The organism is Streptomyces sp. NPDC094143 (assembly GCF_040303825.1).
Lineage (GTDB): Bacteria > Actinomycetota > Actinomycetes > Streptomycetales > Streptomycetaceae > Streptomyces.
The window spans coordinates 101,858-121,863 of sequence record NZ_JBEOTZ010000008.1 but is presented as its reverse complement, the minus strand read 5'-3'; the positions used below and the strand labels follow the sequence as shown (position 1 = coordinate 121,863).

At 71.5% G+C, this 20,006-nt stretch carries 13 protein-coding genes and 1 tRNA gene; 5 read left to right on the top strand and 9 right to left on the bottom strand.

Features of this window, described 5'->3' with window-relative positions; translation table 11 throughout:
* Positions 1-16: 16 nt before the first annotated feature.
* Positions 17-355: a transcriptional regulator WblA gene (gene wblA / locus ABTZ58_RS13375; RefSeq protein WP_179272479.1), complete on the bottom strand. Its 339-nt coding sequence runs from the start codon at positions 353-355 to the stop codon at positions 17-19.
* Positions 356-763: 408 nt separating this feature from the next.
* Between wblA and ABTZ58_RS13370 the strand changes: the two genes are divergently transcribed.
* The gene (locus tag ABTZ58_RS13370) at positions 764-3,073 is read left to right on the top strand and encodes a transglycosylase domain-containing protein (protein ID WP_351354707.1); all 2,310 of its coding nucleotides are present in this window, start codon (positions 764-766) and stop codon (positions 3,071-3,073) included.
* Positions 3,074-3,159: 86 nt separating this feature from the next.
* Here the strand turns inward: ABTZ58_RS13370 and ABTZ58_RS13365 are convergent, their stop codons facing one another.
* The gene (locus tag ABTZ58_RS13365; RefSeq protein ID WP_309097950.1) at positions 3,160-3,624 is read right to left on the bottom strand and encodes a GatB/YqeY domain-containing protein; all 465 of its coding nucleotides are present in this window, start codon (positions 3,622-3,624) and stop codon (positions 3,160-3,162) included.
* A 134-nt stretch (positions 3,625-3,758) separates the two neighbouring features.
* Here ABTZ58_RS13365 and ABTZ58_RS13360 point away from each other — a divergent pair, with 134 nt between their 5' ends.
* The 4 genes from ABTZ58_RS13360 (at position 3,759) to ABTZ58_RS40175 (ending at position 6,382) form a co-directional block, all read left to right on the top strand.
* A complete protein-coding gene (locus ABTZ58_RS13360) occupies positions 3,759-4,685 on the top strand; it encodes a metallophosphoesterase (protein WP_351354704.1) in 927 nt (308 codons plus the stop codon).
* A gap of 101 nt (positions 4,686-4,786) precedes the next feature.
* Entirely contained in the window at positions 4,787-5,557 is a 771-nt protein-coding gene (locus ABTZ58_RS13355; protein ID WP_351354701.1) for a Pr6Pr family membrane protein, read from the top strand.
* Positions 5,558-5,604: 47 nt separating this feature from the next.
* A tRNA-Pro gene (locus ABTZ58_RS13350) sits at positions 5,605-5,678 on the top strand.
* 35 nt (positions 5,679-5,713) lie between these two features.
* Positions 5,714-6,382 (top strand): DUF8758 domain-containing protein, encoded by a 669-nt coding sequence (locus tag ABTZ58_RS40175; RefSeq protein ID WP_502996061.1) that lies wholly within the window; start codon positions 5,714-5,716, stop codon positions 6,380-6,382.
* Positions 6,383-6,524: 142 nt separating this feature from the next.
* Here the strand turns inward: ABTZ58_RS40175 and ABTZ58_RS13345 are convergent, their stop codons facing one another.
* The 7 genes from ABTZ58_RS13345 to ABTZ58_RS13315 form a co-directional block, all read right to left on the bottom strand.
* The gene (locus ABTZ58_RS13345; RefSeq protein WP_351354698.1) at positions 6,525-7,238 is read right to left on the bottom strand and encodes a GAP family protein; all 714 of its coding nucleotides are present in this window, start codon (positions 7,236-7,238) and stop codon (positions 6,525-6,527) included.
* Entirely contained in the window at positions 7,238-9,838 is a 2,601-nt protein-coding gene (gene lanKC, locus ABTZ58_RS13340) for a class III lanthionine synthetase LanKC (RefSeq protein WP_351354695.1), read from the bottom strand. The genes ABTZ58_RS13345 and lanKC overlap by 1 nt, the downstream gene beginning before the upstream one ends.
* Before the next feature lie 55 nt (positions 9,839-9,893).
* Positions 9,894-10,517 carry a flavoprotein gene (locus tag ABTZ58_RS13335; RefSeq protein WP_351354692.1) on the bottom strand — a complete coding sequence of 208 codons (624 nt, stop codon included), beginning with the start codon at positions 10,515-10,517 and terminating at the stop codon, positions 9,894-9,896.
* Between the two features lie 33 nt (positions 10,518-10,550).
* Positions 10,551-10,871 (bottom strand): hypothetical protein, encoded by a 321-nt coding sequence (locus ABTZ58_RS13330; RefSeq protein WP_351354689.1) that lies wholly within the window; start codon positions 10,869-10,871, stop codon positions 10,551-10,553.
* Positions 10,872-10,932: 61 nt separating this feature from the next.
* Complete coding sequence (locus ABTZ58_RS13325; RefSeq protein WP_351354686.1) at positions 10,933-11,664, bottom strand: thioesterase II family protein; 732 nt, start codon at positions 11,662-11,664, stop codon at positions 10,933-10,935.
* Positions 11,661-18,851, bottom strand: a complete 7,191-nt coding sequence (locus ABTZ58_RS13320; RefSeq protein ID WP_351354683.1) for a type I polyketide synthase — start codon at positions 18,849-18,851, stop codon at positions 11,661-11,663. Before ABTZ58_RS13320 ends, ABTZ58_RS13325 begins: the two co-directional genes overlap by 4 nt.
* Positions 18,851-19,999, bottom strand: coding sequence for a glycine amidinotransferase (locus ABTZ58_RS13315; RefSeq protein WP_351354680.1), 1,149 nt, complete (start codon positions 19,997-19,999; stop codon positions 18,851-18,853). The genes ABTZ58_RS13320 and ABTZ58_RS13315 overlap by 1 nt, the downstream gene beginning before the upstream one ends.
* Positions 20,000-20,006 lie beyond the last annotated feature (7 nt).

Here is a 20,006-nt window from a genome sequence, read left to right as displayed (position 1 = left end):
GAGCTCCCGGAGGGGCTCAGCTCACCGCCGCGTAGTTCTCGTAGATCTCGTCGTCGTCCAGGGGCACGACACCCGTGCCGCGCTCGTACTCCGTGCGCGCCGTCTCCAGCAGCCGGCGCCAGGAGGTCACCGTGGGCCGCCTGCGCAGCAACGCGCGGCGCTCCCGCTCCGTCATGCCTCCCCACACGCCGAACTCGACGCGGTTGTCCAGCGCGTCGGCCAGGCACTCCGTACGCACCGGGCATCCGGTGCACACCGCCTTGGCCCTGTTCTGCGCTGCTCCTTGAACGAACAGTTCATCCGGATCGGTAGTGCGGCAGGCCGCCTGCGCACTCCAGTCGGTTACCCAGCCCATACCGGCGCCGTCCTCTCCCGAATCGAGGCTCCCCCACGGCGGCAGCGGCATATTCACCGCCGCCAGTTGAGGACGTTACGGAAGGTGGGCACAGCGCAACACCCCCAGCGGGCCCAATCTTGAATGGCCCGAACGGACTATGGGTAAGCGGCAGATCACCCGGGGGAGTGAGCTGGCGACATACATGACTTTCCCGTCAAAACGGGACAGTTCAGTTGCGTCACAACGGACGCCGTATGACACAGAAGGCGGATTCGGACACGCCCCCACCCAAAAAGTCGGGGAACACCCGGAACGATTCGGGGTCGCCGGACGTATTGATACGTGGCCTCACTGCTGTGACAGTCGGGAGCAGCTTAGGCCAAGGCATATACGCCTGTCCGGCGATTGAGAACGTAGGCTGCCCTCATGCCAAAGAAGCGCTCGGGCGGTGGTCTGTCTCCCACGCAGCAGGCCGCCAAGTTCCTCGGTGTCAGTGTCCTCGCGGGGGCCGTGCTGGCCGGCATCGCGCTGCCCGCGGTGGGCGCGCTGGGGCTGGCGGCGAAGGGATCGGTGGAGAGCTTCGACGAACTCCCGGCCAACCTCAAGACTCCGCCGCTGAGTCAGCGCACCACCATCCTCGACGCCGACGGCGGCCAGATCGCCACCGTCTACTCGCGCGACCGCACGGTGGTCCCCCTCAAGGACATGTCGCCGTACATGCAGAAGGCGATCGTCGCGATCGAGGACTCGCGCTTCTACCAGCACGGCGCGGTCGACCTGAAGGGCGTGCTGCGCGCCCTGAACAAGAACGCGCGCAGCGGTGAGGTCGCCCAGGGCGCCTCGACGCTGACGCAGCAGTACGTCAAGAACGTCTTCGTCGAGGAGGCGGGCGACGACCCGACGAAGGTCGCGCAGGCCACCCAGCAGACCATCGGCCGCAAGATCCGCGAGCTCAAGTACGCGATCCAGGTCGAGGAGGAACTGGGCAAGAAGAAGATCCTCGAGAACTACCTGAACATCACGTTCTTCGGCCAGCAGGCCTACGGCGTCGAGGCCGCGGCCCGGCGCTACTTCTCCAAGTCGGCCAAGGACCTGAACGTCCAGGAGGCGGCCCTCCTCGCCGGCATCGTCCAGTCGCCCAGCCGCTACGACCCGGTCAACGACGAGGCCGAGGCCACCAAGCGCCGCAACATCGTGCTGAGCCGCATGGCCGAGGTCGGCGACATCTCCCGGGCGCAGGCCGCCGCGGCGATGAAGACCCCGCTGGGCCTGAAGGTCAGCAAGCCCAGGAACGGCTGCATCACGGCGGTCAAGGGCGCGGGCTTCTTCTGCGACTACGTGCGCGAGGTCTTCCTCACGGACCCGGTCTTCGGCAAGTCCCGGGAGGCCCGGGCGAAGATCTGGAACCAGGGCGGCCTCACCGTCCGCACGACGATGGACCCGCAGGCCCAGGACGCGGCCCAGCGGTCCATCAAGGACCACGTCTACAAGAGCGACGAGGTGGCCACCGCCGCCACCGTCGTCCAGCCCGGCACCGGCAAGATCCTCGCCATGGGCCAGTCGCGTCCGTACGGCTTCAAGAAGAACGAGACGCAGATCAACCTCTCCGTCGACCAGTCCATGGGCGGCGGCATGGGCTACCAGCCCGGTTCGACGTTCAAGCCGATCGTGGCCGCGGCTGCCCTCCAGGACGGCATGCCGGCGAACAAGGTGTATTCGGCGCCGTACCAGATGGCCTACCCCTCGCCGGTCTCGGCGTGCGACGGCAAGACCTGGCAGAACAGCCGCAGCAACCCGGCCCGGCTGGAGAACGAGAACGAGTCCGAGGTCGGCCCGTACGACATGAAGGAGGCGACCGCCAAGTCGGTCAACACCTACTACGTGCAGATGATCAGCGACATCGGCATCTGCCCGGTGACGACCATGGCGAAGAAGATGGGCGTCGAGCGGGCCGACGGCCGCAAGATGGACCAGGCCCCGTCCATCGCCCTCGGCACGCAGGAGATGTCCCCGCTGACCATGGCGAACGCGTACGCGACCTTCGCCTCGCGGGGCATGTACTGCACGCCGGTCGCCATCGAGTCGGTCAGCCGGCGGGTCGGCGACGCGTCCAAGAAGCTGGAGGTCCCGAAGTCGACGTGCTCGCGCGCCATGTCGGAGAAGACCGCCGACACGATCAACGAGCTGCTGAAGGGCGTCGTCGAGGACGGCACGGGTTCGAAGGCGGGCCTCGGCAGCCGTCCCAGCGCGGGCAAGACGGGTACGACGGACGAGCGCTACGCGGCCTGGTTCGTGGGCTACACGCCGAACATGGCCGGCGCGGTGTGGGTCGGCGACCCCGCGCACAAGCGGAAGATGGTGAACATCACCATCGGCGGCCGGACGCACGGCAAGGTCTTCGGCGGTGAGGTCCCCGGCCCGATCTGGCGCGACATGATGTCCGGCGCGCTGGAGGGCAAGCCCGTCGAGCAGTTCAACGACGTCCACATCCCCGACGGCATCGACCGCGACGACGGCGACGGTGGGGGCGACGACGGCGACGGTGGGGGCGACGACGGCGGCAACGGGGGCACCGGCGGCGGCGACGGTTTCGTCGGCGGCCTGGTCGGCGGCAACAACAACGGTGGCGGAGGCGGCGGCGAGCCCTTCCCGACCCCGTCGTTCTCCATCCCGGAGGGCTTCTTCCGGGGGCAGGACAACGGGGGCGGCAACGGCAACGGAGGCCGGTTCGACTGACCCCGCCGGGTGACGAAACGGAAGCGGCCCCGTCTTGACCGTACGGTCGGAGGGGGCCGCTTCCGTTCTTCCGGAAGGCCGGGCGGTCAGCCGGCCAGCAGCTTCTTCACCGCGGCGGCGACGCGGCCGCCCTCGGCCTGACCCGCCACCTTCGGGTTCACGATCTTCATGACCGCGCCCATGGCGCGCGGCCCCTCCGCACCGGCCGCCTTCGCTTCCTCGACGGCCTGGGCCACGATCCGCTGGAGCTCCTCGTCGGACAGCTGCTTGGGCAGGTAGCCGGCGAGCACCTCGCCCTCCGCCTTCTCCCGCTCCGCCTGCTCGGCACGACCGCCCTGCGCGAAGGCCTCGGCCGCCTCGCGCCGCTTCTTCGCCTCGCGGGTGATCACCTTCTGCACCTCGTCGTCGGAGAGCTCGCGCTTCTCCTTGCCCGCGACCTCCTCCTTGGTGATCGCGGCGAGCGTCAGCCGGAGCGTCGAGGAGCGCAGCTCGTCGCGCTCCTTGATCGCGGCGTTGAGGTCATCCTGCAGCTTCGACTTGAGCGTGGTCATGGCATCGATTGTCGCAGGTGCGACGGGAAAGACGCCCCTCCATTTACGGGGCGGCAGCGCAAGGGCCCGTACCGCCAGGCCCTTTCGGGCACCGGCGGACGCGGGCATCCCGCCCGGTCTGACACGATGGCCGTATGCGCGCGCGATACAAAGTCCCCCTGGGAATCGCGGCGGCTGGCGCCGCCGGTCTGTTGTACGCGGCGGGCTTCGAGGCCCGCTCCTTCCGCCTGCGCCGGGTCACGGTGCCGGTGCTGCCCCCGGGGATGCGCCCCCTGCGCGTGCTCCAGGTCTCGGACATCCACATGGTCGGCGGCCAGCGCAAGAAGCAGCGCTGGCTGCGGTCCCTGGCCGGTCTGCGCCCCGACTTCGTGATCAACACGGGCGACAACCTCTCCGACCCGGAGGGCGTGCCGGAGGTCTTGGACGCGCTCGGCCCCCTGATGGAGTTCCCGGGCGCGTACGTCTTCGGCTCCAACGACTACTACGGCCCCAAGCTGCGCAACCCCGCCCGCTACCTGATGGAGAAGGCCCAGGGCCGCCACGGCCTGAACGGCAACCCGCCGGCCGTCGGCGCGGTGCACAACCCGTGGGAGGACCTGCGGGACGCTTTCGACGCGGCGGGCTGGCTCAACCTGACGAACACCCGCGGCACGCTCAAGATCGAGGGCCTGTCACTGGAGCTGACGGGCCTGGACGACCCGCACATCAAGCGGGACCGCTACGACCAGGTGGCCGGCGGCCCGTCGGACACGGCCGACTTCTCCATGGGTGTCGTCCACGCCCCCTACCTGCGTTCCCTGGATGCCTTCACCGCCGACGGCTACCCCCTGATCCTGGCCGGCCACACCCACGGCGGCCAGCTCTGCATCCCCTTCTACGGTGCCCTGGTCACCAACTGCGACCTGGACACGGACCGGGTGAAGGGCCTGTCCACGCACTCGGCGCAGGGCCGCACGTCGTACCTCCACGTCTCGGCCGGCTGCGGCACGAACCGCTACACGCCGGTCCGGTTCGCGTGCCCGCCGGAGGCGACGCTGCTGACGCTGGCGGGGCGGGAGTAGCCGGGGGGTACGGCTAGGGGGTACGGCTAGGGGGGTACGGGGATAACCCACACAGCGGCGCCCGCATGGCCCCCTTTGTCCAGTTCTGCCAGCTTGGGGGCATGACAGCCCCGATACCCAGGGACATCCCGGATCTCCCCGCGATCCCGCGCAAGCCGGCGCTCCGGCCCACCCCCGTCCCGGCCACGGCCGTCGTCACGCCGGTCCGCCGCCCCGCGGCGGCGGCCTACCGCCTGCTGACCGCCCTCGCGGCGACCGCCGGCGTGACCCTCGAACTGCTCCTCGGCGACCCCTCCCGGACCGCGGGCTACCTCGCGGTCCAGGCGAACGCCCTGCTGGCCGTGGTCATGATCTTCTCGGCCCGCCGAGCGTGGACGGCCGCGCGCCCCCTGCCCGGCTCCCTCCTGGGCGCGACCCTGCTCTACGTCGTCGTCGCGGCCCTGGTGCACCACCTGCTCCTGGCGAACGAGGCGAGCCCCTTCTCCCTCACGGGCGAGGCCGCCGACCCCACCGGCTGGCAGGCCCTGGCCCACCACACGCTCCACACGGTGACGCCGATCGCGGCCGTACTGGACTGGCTGCTGCTCACGAGCCCGGGCCGCCTGCGCCTGCGCCACGCCCCGACCTGGCTGCTCTACCCCCTGGTCTACCTGACCTTCTTCCTCATCCGGGGCGAGCTGCTCCTCCCGGGCACCACGGACCGCTACCTCCACCCGTTCCTGGACGTCGGCCAGGACGGCTACGAGCACGTCCTGGGCAACGCCCTCCTCCTGGTCCTGGCCATCTACGCCCTGGCGGTCCTCCTCGTGGTGCTGGACCACGGCCGCCCGGCCCTCATGCGCCACCGCGGCAAAACCGGATTTCGTCTCTAGCCACCCGTGGGCTAAAGTAAACGACGTCGCCGCGACAGCAGCGACATCGGGGTGTAGCGCAGCTTGGCAGCGCGCTTCGTTCGGGACGAAGAGGTCGTGGGTTCAAATCCCGCCACCCCGACAGTGAAGTACCAGGTCAGGGGCCTGATCCAGTGAATGGATCAGGCCCCTGACGGGTTTCTGGAGATCGTTTATGAAACATCTGGGAGACGATCTCGGTCGGCTTCTCCCAGGAGCAGTCTCCAGTGCCGCAGGAAGAGCGGCGCCTACGCGCCCTCGGACCAGCGACCACGCCCGTGCGCTCGCCCAGCGGGTACGTGCGTTGCGGGAGGACCGGGGGTGGACGCGAAAACGGCTGGCCAAGGAAGCGGGCGGCTCTTGCGGTCTCCCTTGATGATCTGTTCCAGGCAGCCCAGGTTCCGTCCGTCACGCCCGGTCTCTGGTCAGCCGGATACGAAGGACGGGACACCTGAGGAAGCCCGGTTCTCCAAGTACTCGATCATCGAGGTCGACGTCGAGCCGCACCGTCCGGAGCGGGACTCACGCCCAGGCAGTCTCCGGCCCGACCTCGACACGTTGGAGATCGTGGGTGACGTAGCGTCCGACGGCCGCTGGAGGAAGCGGTACCAGTATGTGGGACCGCTGGTCGCCCCGTCGCTCTGCGCCATCAAGCGGGATCAGCAGAAGCGAGGACCGTCCCCGGCGTCTTCCAGCCCGCCGAGATCACCCGCTTCCGGCTGGAGTCCGCCGAGCCCTGGTCCGCCTCCAAGGCCGCCCTGGCCGGCCAACTCGACCCGTGAGCAGGAACTGAATCCACTCGGGTAGGTGCCGCTCGACTTCCGCTACAGCTTCCGCTGCGCCGACGGCGACGTCCCCGCGTAGGTACCAGTGCACGAAACACGAGCTCAGGGGCCTGATCCGCTAACGCGGGTCGGGGCCCTGAGTGGTTTCTGGTCCGGCTTCGGGGTCAGTCGGACGAGAGGAACGCCATGATGCCGTCGTACGCCGTGGTGTTCGACAGCAGGATGAATCCCGCGAGGGCGATGAGCCACGCCGTGTTCTCCCGGGCGTTGTCCCTGAGCCAGTCGTCGATCCTGCGCAGTGGCCTGTGGACCAGGCCCTTGGCGACGAGGCGGGCCACCGTGACGAGGACGGCGGGGGCGACCATGACCAGGCAGTAGATCGCGAGGGCAGCGGCCTGGGACGGCCAGGGCAGCGCGCTGCGGCTCAGCGTGCCGATGGCCGCCAGGTAGGGAAACATCGTGGCCACTTCGAGGAGGACCGCCAGGGCGGCCACGGTGAGCAGCCCGCGTGCCGTGGCGGTCCGGCCGACCGCCTGCTCCCGCCACCGGGAGAGCCGGCCGGAGCCGGGTTTCTCGGTGCGCAGGAGCCCGTACCAGACGGCGAGGAGCAGCAGCGCGCCTCCTGTCACGGCCATCGCCTTGTCTCCGAGCGGCGATTGCAGGGCGGAGCGCAGGTCCTCCCGGACGGCCGCGAGCATGCTCAGCAGCAGCAGACCGAGCAGCAGGTAGCCGGCCGACACGAGGAGGAGGTAGCCGAATACACGGCCGATCCGCAGCCCCGTCGGCATGAGCAGGAACCAGACGGGGATGGCGATGGTGGACACGCCGAGGGTGTCGAGCAGGGCCAGGGGCAGGATCTCGCCCAGTACGCCGGTCATCACCTGACCCCTGGGAGCCAGTCGTCGCGGCGGCCCTCGGCGAAGGCGATGCTCGTGAGCACCCCGGCGCTGCCGGTCCGCAGGTCGCTGGAGAGCTTGTAGTTGCGGGTGCCCGGGTAGTGCAGCCGGTTCTCCCGCGGGCGCACCTCGTGCAGGCCGAGCTGGTTCATGTGGCGGTCGATGAACGACCGGGCGGGTTCCTCGTGTCCGTCCCGGGCCAGGGAGGCCAGACCGGCGATGAATCCGGACCGGCCTCGGAAGAGCCCGCTCTGGACCATCAGCTCGGGCCCGTTCGCGCGCGTCAGATCGGGGATGCCCGCACCGGTGGGTGCCCAGCCCTCGTGCCGGGCGAACTCCGAGAGGACCAGGGCCGTGCCCAGTGAGCCGACCTCGACGTAGCCGAGGCTGCGGCGGTCGGCCTCGTTGAACTGCAGGGAGCCGTCCGCGCACCGCACGTACCCGGTCAGTTCGAACTCCAGCAGCTCACGGGCCAGATCGACCGCCGTTGTGTCGTTCATGAGCAGGCCGTAGCGGTGGACGGCGAGGCCGATACCCGCCACTCCGTGGAGGAGGCCGAAGTGAGCGACGTCGGGTGTCTCGCTGCCCTTGAGCCGGCCCAGGAGCCGCCGGGCACGGTCGACGAGGTCCGCGCCGAGCTTCTCGGCCGTGGCCGCCTTGACGAGGGGATCCGGGCCGGTCGCCATCTCGGCGCAGGCGAGGAAGACACCCGCGAGGCCGCTGAACACGCTGAGCCCGCTGCCGTCGCGTTCCTTCGCCATCGCGGCGTCCACCAGCCACGGGGCGTGCTCCGGGTGACCGTGCCGCCAGAGGGCGTAGCCGGCGCCCAGTTCACTGTCGTACAGGCCGCATTCGAGTCGGTCGGCCGACTCCCGGCCGCGGACGGCGATCCAGTCGATCACCTGCTCCACGAGGTCCGGGGCCTCGACGCCGCGCGTTCCCAGCAGCGACCACAGCACGCCGGACGCGCCCGTGGCCAGGCACACCGGCGACAGTGAGAAGCCCGAGAAGTCGTTCCGGAAGAGCCGGTCCGTGCGCTGCGGAGTCATGGTGTCCGCGAGGCCGGCCACGATCTGGGCGGCCCACTCCTCGAAGCCGAGCGCGTCGTCGAGATGGCTGGACGCCGCGCGCAGGGCGGTGGGCGCGGGCCGGACCTCGTGGGGTGCGCAGAGCCGCACCACGCGCTCGGCCCACTCGGCCGGCAGGTCGAAGCGCTCCGTGCTGGTGTGCAGGAGCTGGTGGAGCTTGGCCCCGTCCATGCGGACGAGATGGGTCAGCGGCAGGTAGCAGGACAGTTCCAGCATGGCGAGGGCGTACTCGTCCGCCGCCCGCCCGGTGCGGGTGTAGTCGTTGAAGCCGGGGGCGCCGGGGAAGGGGCGGGGAGCGTCCTGCTCGATGCACGCCTCCAGGTCGACGAACCTGACCTCCAGGTCGGGTGTCACGATGACGTTGCCCGGGTGGACGTCCCCGAAGACGTGTCCCCGCTCCCACAGGGCCGAGAGGAAGGCGCGGACCTGTTCGAGGATGGTGTCGACCTGCCGGCGGTACTCCCCGATGTCCTGTGCCGTCGGCGGCCGGAAGGGGTCGGGGCGCAGCAGGTAGGGCTGTCTGGCGGCGCACCACTCCAGGAGCGTGGTGCCCCGGATGTACTCCATCACCGTGAACAGGTGCCCCTGCCAGGTGAACTGCTCGTGGACCGCGGGCACGGCGGGCAGGTCGGCGAATCTGCGGAGTGCCTCGTACTCCTGCCGGGCGCGCTGGACGCAGTCGCCGCCGATCAGGTCGTAACCGGCCGAGGGGCGGGCCTCCTTCAGCACGACCTGGCCGCCGGTGTCCGTGTTCGTCGCGAGGTACACGCCGCCGCTGTTGGAGAAGTGCAGCGTCTTGTCGATCCGGTAGGGCGGCACCGGGCCGGCCGCGGCTTCGGGGGGCCGCGGGGCGAACGCCTCGGGCACGGTCACGAACGAGGGCGCGCGGAAGGGGACGGAACGGCGGTCCGGTACGAGCCGTCCTTCCGGGTCCTCCAGCGCGAAGGTGACCTTGCCTTCGGCGTTGCGGCAGTACCGGCGTGTGTAGGCCCCGTACCGGACGTGGACGACGCCGTCGTCGATCCGCAGGTCGGACAGAACGCGCGGACCCTGCCACGTTTCGAGCAGACCGGCCAGCTCCGTCGCGAGGGCGACCGACTGCTGCTCGTCGGCCGGGTAGAGCACGATGCCCTTGCCGCTGACCGGGCGCGGGGCGTACTTGGCGTTGACCAGCCACGCGTACTCGTGGCGCGCGAGGAACTTGAACGGCACGCCGCGTTCGAAGCAGTAGGCGGAGACGAGTTCGAGGAGGGGCGCGAAGGTCTCGGGGGTCACCGCGACATGGATCTTCCAGCCCTGGCCGCGCACGGGGTCGCTGCCCGGGCGGCAGACGGTCCAGATCCCGTGCTGGGCGTAGCGCCACCCGTCGGTGTAGGGGACGGCGGTCAGGCCGCGGCGTATCCGCGCGAACCGCGGGTCCTGGCTGTCGGCCTTCCAGTGCCGGATGTCCTCGTACGCGTCCGGGTCGGCGAAGGTGTAGTAGAAGTAGTCCATGTGACCGGCCTCTTGGTGAGCGTTGCTGTCTGAGCGGCCTGTGCACCGGTGGGTGTCAGGCGCTTGCGGTCTCCGGTGTGCCGGCGCCGCGGTCCGGGTGGCCGGCCTCGGCCTCGAACACGCCGATCACGTCCCACAGGGGGGCGGTCACGTCCGTCTCGGCGCCGGTGGAGCGGCTCGTGCCCTTCTGCGGTCTGACGATGTGGTAGTTCGGGACGTCGTCGAGCCGGCGGAGCACGTCGGTGACGAGCGGATTGTCGAGGACCCCGGGCGGGAAGGTGGGCGCGAGGACCACCGGTGCCGCCGTGCCCAGGGCGGCGAGATGGAACGGGGAGTCACCGGAGGCCGCGGCGAGTGCCGAGGTGAAGGCGACGGAGGCCGGGAACACGATGATGCCGTCGTACTCGGCCGCCAACCGGGTGTGGACCGGTGTCAGTTCTCCCTCGGTGTCCCAGGTGTTGCGGACCACCGGTGAACCGGTGAGCGCGGCCAGCGCCGAGGTGCTCACGAACTGCCGCGCCGAGTCGGTGACCCCGACCGTCACCTCGTAGTGGGGCCGGTTGGACGACAACCAGTTGAGCCAGAAGGGCAGGTGGGCCGTGGACAGGGTGCCTGTGGCCACGACGAACAGGTTCGCCCGCCTCGACCGGGCTGCTTCGCTCTTGTCGAACTCCGGCATCGCTGCGTGTGCTCCTCTTCCCCTCGGGCGGGGTCAGACGTCCGGATGGTCACGGTGCTTGGGTGCTTCACGCTCCGCCTCCCGGTCGAACTCCCGCCTGCCTTCCCGGTCCTGGTCGCGCTCGCGGTCCCCGCCGCGGTTCCGCGAGGATCCGATACCGAGGTCCTCGCGCAGCTCCTCGACGATCCCCTTGGGTTTCCGGCGGCGCGTGCTCTCCCACAGTTCGATTCCGCCCAGGACGATGAGGATCAGGCCGAGGGGACGGCCTTCGAACCATGCGAATTCGAGATCCGGAAAGAAAACGGCGAGCACTGCACCCGCAACAATTGCCGCCAGTCCGAAAACTCGCTTCATACCTATCGACTCCCTGGGTATGTCGGCGCACGCAATACACTCAACTCGGTTCCACCGTACGTCACATGGCGTGTTCGACACCACAAGCAGGTGGCCGACTTCCGACCGCCAGGCCGAAAACCGACTGTCGGAGCAGACCGATGTCCGTGGAGACCAGGAAATGGCCGCCGGACAGGATCCGGACCTCGACATCGTTTCCGAGTTCCGACCAGCTGTGCGCGGCCTCGACGGGGACCAGCGGATCCAGGTCGCCGACGAAGACCCGGACCGGCAGGGTCAGCGGGCCGTCCTGCGGCCGGAAGCGGTACTCGGCGCACATCCGGGCGTCCTCCCGGAGCCGGCCGAGGTAGGGCGCGACCCATTCGGGATGCTCGACGGCCCAGTCCGGAATACTGCCGATGCGGTGCAGATATCGCACGAGTTCCTGCTCGTCCTGGAAGCCTTCGGTGAAATTTCGCCAGGGAACGTGTGGTGCGCCGAAACTGGCGACGGCCAAGGCCTTCGGCGCCGGGTCGCCGCACTCGTCGAAATGGCGGGTGAGCAGATAGGCGAGGAGTCCCCCCATGCTCTTCCCGAAGAGGACGAAATCATCGCCGCCCACCTCTTTTCGGACCTTGTCCGCGAGGACGGGCACGAGTGCGCCGATTTCCCGGTGCGGCGTTCCGCCACCCTCGGTCCGGTTCGCCGGAAGGGCGATCGGGACGACTTCGATGCCGGGCGGCGCGTACGCCTGCCACGGGCGGAAGACCGAGGCGCTTCCCCCGGCGTGATGCAGGCACACCAGCTTCGTCATCGCGCATCGCTCCCGTCTGCCATGAGTTCCCCCAGGTGGTCGGCGAGCGCCTCGACCGTCGGGTGGTCGTACAGGGCCGACTGGCCCAGCCGGCACTCCAGGCCGCGTTGCAGGTTCCGTCTCAGTTCGATGGCCGTCAGCGAGTCCAGCCCCCGGGCGAAGACGTCCTGGCCGTCCGCCGCCGGCCCCGCGCTCTCGCCGAGCACCCGGCCCACCTGCTCCCGGATGTGGGACAGCAGCAGTTCCCTGCGTGCGGTGCCGGACGCCGCGTCCAGCGTCCGGCGGAGACCGCCGCTGTGCGCCCGCCGCCGCCCGGCACCGGGCATGGCGGCCAGGAGACCCCGCAGGGCGGGGGTGTCGCGGTCCGCGAAGCGTTGCCAGTCCGCGGGCAGCACGGCGACGGCCGCCCCCTCGGGCCGCGCGGTGAGCAGTTCCCTCAGGGCGGCGAGACCGTCCGCGACCGGGACGACCCCCTCTCCCCTGGCCTCCAGTTTCGCGTTCACCCCGGCCCGGGCGCTCATCCCGGTGTCCGCCCACGAGCCCCACTGGACGGACAGAGCGGGCAGTCCCTGTCCACGGCGGTAGGAGGCCAGTCCGTCCAGGAAGGCGTTGGCCGCGGCGTACGTCGCCTGTCCCGGCGTGCCCAGCAGCCCCGAGACGGAGGAGAACAGCACGAAGAAGTCCAGTTCCCGACCGAGGGTGAGGGTGTGCAGGTGCCACGCGCCCTGGGCCTTGGGGGCCATGACGCGCCGGAGCCGCTCCGGCGACTGCAGCAGCAGCACGCCGTCGTCGAGCGCCCCGGCCAGGTGCAGCACACCTGCCAGCGGCGGCTGGTCCGGGTCATCGGCGGGACCTGCCAGGGCCCGGGCCAGCTGCTCCCGGTCGGCGACGTCCGCCGTGCGCACGCGGACGGCGCAGCCCGCGGCACGCAGCGCCTCGACCTCCCGCAGGGCCGCCCCGGCCGGCGGTGTGCGGCCCAGGAGGACGAGATGGCGGGCTCCGGCCTCGCTCAGCATCCGGGCCACCGCCAGACCCAGTCCGCCGAGGCCGCCGGTGATCAGGTAGGCCGCATCGGGACGCAGACCGGGGCCGCCCTCCGGCCCGACGGCGGCGCGGGCCAGTGCCTCGACGTGCCTGCGGTGGCCGTCGTAGCCGACGCGGTAGTGCTCCGGCTGCTCCTGCGACGCGCACGCCTGGGCGAGTTCGGCGTACAGCAGGGCGGCCGCGCCGTCCGGCGGGGTGCCGGGGTCGAGGTCCACCAGCAGGAGGCGCACCTCGGGGTGCTCGGCCGCCACCACCCTGCCCAGGCCCCACGCCGCCGCCCCGGCGGGAGCGCCGACACCCCGGCCGCCCACGGGGCGCGCACCCCGCGTGACCAGGCACAGCCGCGGTGCGCCGTCGGCCCGTGAGGCCACCTTCTGCGCGAGGCGCAGCAGCCCGGTGCCCGCGGACAGTCCGTCCGCGGCGGCGTCCTCGGACACCGCCTCGGACGGGCACAGGACCACCAGGTCGTAGTCCCCGGCGTCCTCGGCGCTGCCGCTGTCCGCGGTCCACGCCCTGTCGTCGGCGACGACGTCGCAGTGCACACCGTGCAGACGGGCGAAGTCGCCGAGTGCGGCGCCCAGCGGGCCGTCCGACACGACGAGCCAGCGCCCGGCGGCCGGTGCCGGGGCGGGCAGGCCGGTGGGGGTCCAGCGTGTCTCGTACAGCCAGTCCCGCCAGGCTTCGCGGGCTGCCGGGATCATCGTCTCGCGGGCCGCGCGCTTGAGCAGCACCCCTTCCAGGGCGAGCAGGAGCGTTCCGTCCGGGGCCCACAGGTCGATGTCGGCGCGCAGGGTCTCCGGGTCCTCCTGGCCGGTGGGCCGCAGCCGGGCGTGGCACCACGCCTCGTCCCCGGCGGTACGGCCCTCGATCCGGATGCGGTCCACGCCGAGCGGCACGTACGTCCGCCGGCCCAGCTTCTCGGGGTAGGTGACGGTCAGGGCGAGGAAGCACGCCTCCAGCAGCACGGGGTGGACCCGGTGACGGGCCGACCCGGCGCGCGTCACCGGACCGAGGACGATGTGGGACAGCGCCTCGGAGCCGTTGTGCCACAGCCCGTCGGTCACCTGGAACAGCGGGCCGAGGTCGATCTCCCGCTCCCGTTCCCGCTGGTAGATCTCCTCGGGCGGCAGCGGATGGTCCGCGAAGGACTTCCGCAGCGCGTCGAGAGTGCCGGGCGGCGACAGGGGCGCCGTGCCGTCCGGGCCCGCGGGCGTGAGCTGTCCCGAGGCGTGCAGCGTCCAGTCCGCCGGCGGCAGCCCGGCTCCGGAGCCGGCCGGCACAGGGCTGGAGTGGACCTCGAAGGAGTACGTGCCGTCCTCGTCGGGCGCCAGGACGATCTGCATCCGCCGCAGGGTGCTGTCGTCGGGGAACACCATGGCCCGGTGGATGTGGAAGTCGCGCACCCGCGCGGGTGCCGGCCCGAACACCTCGCCCGCCGCGGCGCAGGCGAGTTCCTGGTAGGCGACACCGGGCATGACGACGGACCCGAACACGCGGTGGTCACCGAGCCACGGCAGCGCGGGCACCCCGACCGTGGAGGTGAACCGCACGTCGCCGCTGCCCGCGAGGTCGAGCCGGGACCCGAGGAAGGCCGCGGTGCCCGGCCCGGGGTCTCCCGCCGGGTTCCCGGCCGGCCCGGGAGCGTCGACCCAGTGGCGCCGGCGCTGCCAGGCGTACGTGGGCAGGGCGACACGGCGCAGGTCATGGCCGCCGAACACCGCGCCCCAGTCCGGGTCCAGCCCCGCCTCGTACAGCGCGCCGAGGGCGCCGAGCAGCTGGTCGTGGCCGCCGCCGGCCCGCAGGCTGGGGATCAGGACGGCCGTCCCCTCGTCGAAGAGGTCCTCGACGAGCTGGAGCAGGGTCGGTTTGGGGGAGATCTCCAGCAGCCTGCGCACGCCGGCCGCACGCAGGGCCGTCGCCGCGTCGTGGAAGCGCACCGGCTCGGTGATCTGGCCGACCCAGTAGCGCCAGTCGGCGATCTCCCCGCCGATGGGCTCGCCGGTGACGGTGGAGACGATCTCGATCCGCGGCTCGCGGTACCGCACGGAGCGGGCGACCGTCTCGAACTCCTCCAGCATCGGCCGCATCAGCGGTGAGTGCGAGGCGATGGAGATGTCCAGGCGGCGGTGGCGCACTCCCAGACCGGCCAGTGCGGCGCAGGCGTCGGCGATCTCGTCGGCCCGGCCGGAGATCACCGTGGACCGGGGACCGTTGACGACGGCGACGGAGCTGTGGGGGCCCAGCAGCCCGGCGACGGTGGCCTCCCCCGCGGCGACGGCGACCATGGCGCCGGACTCCGGCAGGGCCTGCATCAGCCGCCCGCGTGCGTGCACCAGGGTCAGGGCGTCCTCCAGGGAGAAGACGCCGGCGAGGCAGGCGGCGGCGTATTCGCCGTGGCTGTGCCCGAGCAGGACGTCGGGCCGGACCCCCCAGGAGAGCCACAGCTTCGCCAGCGCGTACTCGAAGGCGAACAGGGCGGGTTGGGCGTAGCGCGTCTCGCCGATCTCGGACGGCTCGTCCTCCGCCGCGAACACGACCGACAGCAGGGGCCGTTCGAGCCGGTCCCGAAGCAGCTCGTCGCACCGGTCCAGGGCTGCCCGGAACACCGGCTCCCGGTCGTACAGGTCCCGTCCCATGCCCGCGTACTGAGGGCCTTGACCGGGGAAGAGGAAGGCGAGGCGGCCCGGCGGAGCCGTCACCCCGCCGGGCGCCTCCCTCAACCGTGCCGCGGCCTCGGCGGGGGATCCGGCGACCACGGCACGGCGGTACGGGAAGTGCCGACGGCCGATGGCCGCCGTGTAGGAGGCATCGGCGAGGGAGTACTCCTCGGGGACCGTGTCCAGATGGTCGGCGTACCGGTGGGCCAGCTCGGTGAGCGCCTGTTCGCCGCGTGCGCTCAGGACCAGCAGCCGCGCGTCCGGCCGGCCGGCGCCGCGGTCCGCGGCGGCCTCGGTGTCCGGTGCCTGCTGGACGATGACGTGGGCGTTGGTGCCGCCCACACCGAGCGAGGTGACACCCGCGGTGCGCGGGGCGCCGCCGGTGTCCCAGGCGGTGGTCGCGGTGCTCACCCGGAACGGGGAACGGGCGAAGTCGATCTCGGGATTGGGCTCGCGGAAGTGCAGGCTGGGCACGAGCACGCCGTGGTGCACGCACAGGGCGGCCTTGATGAGTCCGGCCACACCGGCGGCTTCGTCCAGGTGCCCGATGTTGGTCTTGACCGAACCGACGGAGGTGGTGGCGCGACCCGCGCCGTCTCCGAACACCCGCCCGAGAGCCGCGAGTTCGATGGGGTCGCCCAGGGCTGTACCCGTGCCGTGGGCCTCGATGTAGCCGACGTCCGAGGGGGCGACCCCGGCCCGCGAGAGCGCGGTGCCGACCACCTCGGCCTGCCCGTCGACGCTGGGGGCGGTGAAGCTGAACTTCTCGCTGCCGTCGTTGTTGACGGCCGAGCCCTTGATGACGGCGATCACCCGGTCGCCGTCGGCCCGGGCCCGGGCCAGCCGTTTGAGGACGACGATGCCGCAGCCGTTGCCGAACAGCGTGCCGGTGGCCTCGGCGTCGAAGGCGCGGGTGCGGCCGTCGGCGGACATGATCATGCCCTCTTCATGGAGGTACCCGGCGTCCTGGGGCACCACGACGTGCACGCCTCCGGCCAGCGCCATGTCGCTGTCGTCGTCGAGCAGGCTGCGGCAGGCCAGATGGACCGCGACCAGGGAGGTCGAGCAGGCCGACTGCACGCCCACACTCGGGCCGCGCAGGTTCAGTGCGTACGACACCCGGGTGGCGAGGTAGTTGCCGTCGTTGCCGAGCTTCAGCTGGAACTGCTCCAGGTCGGATTCGGTGAGTGCCTTCCCCCGCCCGTAGCCGAAACGCGGCGCGAGGTTGTTGAGGAGGTACGTGCTCATGCCCGCGCCCGCGAAGACACCGACCCGGCCCGTCACCGCGTCGCCGGGCGGGTATCCGGCGGTCTCCATCGCCTCCCATGCGCATTCGAGGAACAGACGCTGCTGCGGGTCGAGCAGCTCCGCTTCCTTGCGGCTCAGCTGGAAGAACTCGGCGTCGAACAGGTCGATGCCGGGCAGGACCGCGCCGGCCGGGACGAAGTCCGGGTGTCCGGCGATGCCGTCGTCCCGCTGTCCCGCGCCGCCGCCGGGCAGCGGGCCGACGGATTCGACCGCGTGCAGGAGGTTGTGCCAGAACGTCTCCACGTCCGGCGCCCCGGGGAAACGGCCCGCCATGCCGACGATGGCGATGTCCTGCGAGCCGTCCTCACCGTCGCGCCGCCGCGCCCCGGCCCGTCGGTGCCCGCCCGCCTCGTCGCCGCCGGTGGCGGTGCCGGACCGGCCGGACCCGTCGAGGTGGGCGGCGTACGCCCGGATCGTCGGGTACTGGAGCAGGTCGGCCATCGGCACGTCGCGACCGAGCCGGCGCACCAGCTCACGCCGTACCCGGACCAGGAGCAGGGAGCTGCCGCCGATGTCGAGGAACCGGTCGTCGACGGAGATCTCCGCCAGCCGCAGCACCTCGCGCCACACCTCCTCCAGCACCTGCTCGGTGCTGCTGCGGGGAGTGACGGCCTCCTGCGCGGCGAGCCGTTCGAAGGTCTCGGGGGGATCCAGCCGGGCCCGGTCGGTCTTGCCGCTGGCGGTCAGTGGCATCGCGGGCAGCAGGCGGTACGCCTCGGGCAGCATCAGCCGCGGGAGCTTCGGCCGGAGGAAGGCGTCGAGCAGGCGCGGCGCCGCACCGGGGTCCAGTGCCGGGGCGGGGACGACATGGGCGACGAGCCGGGTGTGGCCGTCGATCTCGTGGGCGAGCACCGCGGCGTCCTGCACACCGGGGTGCTCCAGGAGGAGGGTCTCGATCTCCTCCACCTCGATCCGCACCCCGTGCACCTTGGTCTGGGTGTCGATCCTGCCGCGCAGCTCGATCACGCCGTCCCGCCCGACGCGGGCCAGGTCACCGGTCCGGTAGAGCCTGCCGCCGCCGGCGGGGTCGTCCAGGAACCTGAGTGCCGTCAGGTCGGGCCGGCCCACGTAGCCCGGGGACACCCCGGCGCCCAGGACGCAGAGTTCGCCCTCGTCACCCGCGGGCACCTCGGCGAGGTTCTCGTCGAGGATCCGGACCCGTACGCCGTCGATCGGGCGGCCGACGGGGACGACGGCGGGCCAGGTGCCGGGGTCGCCGTCGAGGGTGTGGGCGGTGGCGTCCTGGAACTCCGTGGCGCCGTAGTGGTTGTGCAGCCGGGCTCCGGTGCGGCGGAACAGGTCCCGGATGTGCGGGGTCGTCCGCAGTTGCTGGCCGGTGGTGACGACCTCGCGCAGCGGCGGGAGTTCGCCCTTCTCCTCAAAGACGGCCTGGGCGACCTGTTCGAGCAGGGGGACCGGGAGGAACAGCCGCTCGACGCGCTGCCCGCTCAGGTGGGCCACCAGCGCGAACGGATTGCGCCGCACCTCGTCGTCCGCGAACACCAGGGTGCCGCCGAAGCAGAGGGTGGAGAAGATCTCGTGGAACGAGAAGTCGAAACTGAGCGCGCACACCTGGGCGGTGCGCATGCGGCAGCTCCCCGGTCGCGCCCGGTCGTGCCAGCTCAGCAGGTTCACCAGGGCGCCGTGCGTCATCAGGGCGCCCTTGGGGGCCCCGGTCGAGCCGGAGGTGAACAGCGCGTAGGCGATGTCCTCGCCGGTGAGCGCGGGGCTGTCCGGCGCGGCACGTCCCTGCGGGTCGTCGCCGGCCGGCCGGCAGTCCCCGTCCAGCGCGAGCACCGGCACCGGCAGACCGCCGGGCAGCGGCTCGCCGTCGGTGATCACCAGGGCCACGGCGGCCGTGCCGGTCACGTGCCGGACCCGTTCCACGGGGTCGGCGAGGTCGATCGGGACGTAGGCGGCACCCGCGCGCATGACGCCGAGCATGGCCGCCACGGCCTGGGGCGACCGGGCCAGCCTGATGCCGACGAAGTCGCCCCGCCGGACGCCCGCCCGGTGCAGGGCCCGGGCCACCCGAAGCGTCATGGCGTCCAGTTCGCCGTAGCTCACCTGCCGGGTGCCGTGCACCATCGCGGCGGTGCCGGCCCCCGGGCCGTCACCGTGCCGCCGGACCAGCTCGTGGACGGTGACCGACGGGTGTTCCGAGGCGCGGTTCGGCATCAGGCCGCCGCGCGGGACGACAGGGAGGGGAAATAGTCCTCGCGGGTGCCGTCCCTGCGGATGTCCCAGGTGGCGCAGTGCAGGGAGCCGCCGCACTCGAAGACGTCGCGGAAGGGGACGGTGAACACCTCGAAGCCGAACGAGTCCAGCAGGTCCTGGAGCGGCTTCTCCTGCTCCTCGCAGATCACCTTCTCCGGGGAGATGCTGAGGACGTTCATGGAGAGCCACTTGGAGGACTGGCAGTACAGCGGCATGTCGTCGTTGGTGAGCACCGGCTCCGGCGCGTCCACCAGCTGCCAGCCGTCGTCGGTGAACATCCGCCGCTCGGCCTCGCGGATGGGCCGGTCGGGGTTGGTCAGGACCAGCCCGGGGCGCAGCGGGACGAAGGTGCAGTCGATGTGGGACGGGAAGTAGTCCAGCGGGAAGTGCACGGGGTGCACCCGGAACCCCTTGGGCTCCAGCGTCCGCCGCAGCCAGCTGATGCCGGCCCGGTTGGTGGTCATGGACTCCTGGACGAGGATGTCCCGTCCGAGGCGGCTCATGTCGGCGGCGTCGAAGACGACCTCGTCCTGGGTGACGCAGAACTCGGACTCGTGCATGCGGGCGTGGCGTTCCTCGACCGGCCACTCCCAGAACTCCTGGCGGTACATGGCGTCGGCCATCGTGGGCTTGGGCGCCACGGTCCAGGCGACCCGCTGGTCCGACTCCCAGTACTCGTACACCAGCTTGCGGTAGGGCTCGTACTCGAAGTAGCGGGCCCGGCGCGACATGGTGGCCTCGAGGATCTCGTTGCCCAGCGTGATCATCACGTCGCGCGGGCACACCGCGCAGTACTGGTTCTCGACCTCGAAGCCGGGGGTCCGCAGGGGCTGGGAGAAGTCGTACGGCGCCGGGCGCCGGACCGTCACGCCGTGCGCGGCGAGCAGCGCCGCCAAGCCGTCGAGCTGCTCGTTGGCCCGCGCCACGGCCTCGTCGGACTTGGGGCCGGTGGGGAAGGGCACGTCGGCCGGGCCACGGACCGCCGGGCGGTTGCCGGGTTCCGTGGGTTCGAAGCACGCTCCCGTGGCGGAGCCGACCACGACCTCCTGAAGGGTGTCCCACTCGTTCCACGCGTTCACCACGGGCATGGTTCCGCTGCTCTTGGTCATTGGCTGT

Coding starts and splice junctions, on each gene's coding strand:
- wblA (WP_179272479.1), bottom strand. CDS start 355: ATGGGCTGGGTAACCGACTGGAGTGCGCAGGCGGCCTGCCGCACTACC.
- ABTZ58_RS13370 (WP_351354707.1), top strand. CDS start 764: ATGCCAAAGAAGCGCTCGGGCGGTGGTCTGTCTCCCACGCAGCAGGCC.
- ABTZ58_RS13365 (WP_309097950.1), bottom strand. CDS start 3,624: ATGACCACGCTCAAGTCGAAGCTGCAGGATGACCTCAACGCCGCGATC.
- ABTZ58_RS13360 (WP_351354704.1), top strand. CDS start 3,759: ATGCGCGCGCGATACAAAGTCCCCCTGGGAATCGCGGCGGCTGGCGCC.
- ABTZ58_RS13355 (WP_351354701.1), top strand. CDS start 4,787: ATGACAGCCCCGATACCCAGGGACATCCCGGATCTCCCCGCGATCCCG.
- ABTZ58_RS40175 (WP_502996061.1), top strand. CDS start 5,714: ATGGATCAGGCCCCTGACGGGTTTCTGGAGATCGTTTATGAAACATCT.
- ABTZ58_RS13345 (WP_351354698.1), bottom strand. CDS start 7,238: ATGACCGGCGTACTGGGCGAGATCCTGCCCCTGGCCCTGCTCGACACC.
- lanKC (WP_351354695.1), bottom strand. CDS start 9,838: ATGGACTACTTCTACTACACCTTCGCCGACCCGGACGCGTACGAGGAC.
- ABTZ58_RS13335 (WP_351354692.1), bottom strand. CDS start 10,517: ATGCCGGAGTTCGACAAGAGCGAAGCAGCCCGGTCGAGGCGGGCGAAC.
- ABTZ58_RS13330 (WP_351354689.1), bottom strand. CDS start 10,871: ATGAAGCGAGTTTTCGGACTGGCGGCAATTGTTGCGGGTGCAGTGCTC.
- ABTZ58_RS13325 (WP_351354686.1), bottom strand. CDS start 11,664: ATGACGAAGCTGGTGTGCCTGCATCACGCCGGGGGAAGCGCCTCGGTC.
- ABTZ58_RS13320 (WP_351354683.1), bottom strand. CDS start 18,851: ATGCCGAACCGCGCCTCGGAACACCCGTCGGTCACCGTCCACGAGCTG.
- ABTZ58_RS13315 (WP_351354680.1), bottom strand. CDS start 19,999: ATGACCAAGAGCAGCGGAACCATGCCCGTGGTGAACGCGTGGAACGAG.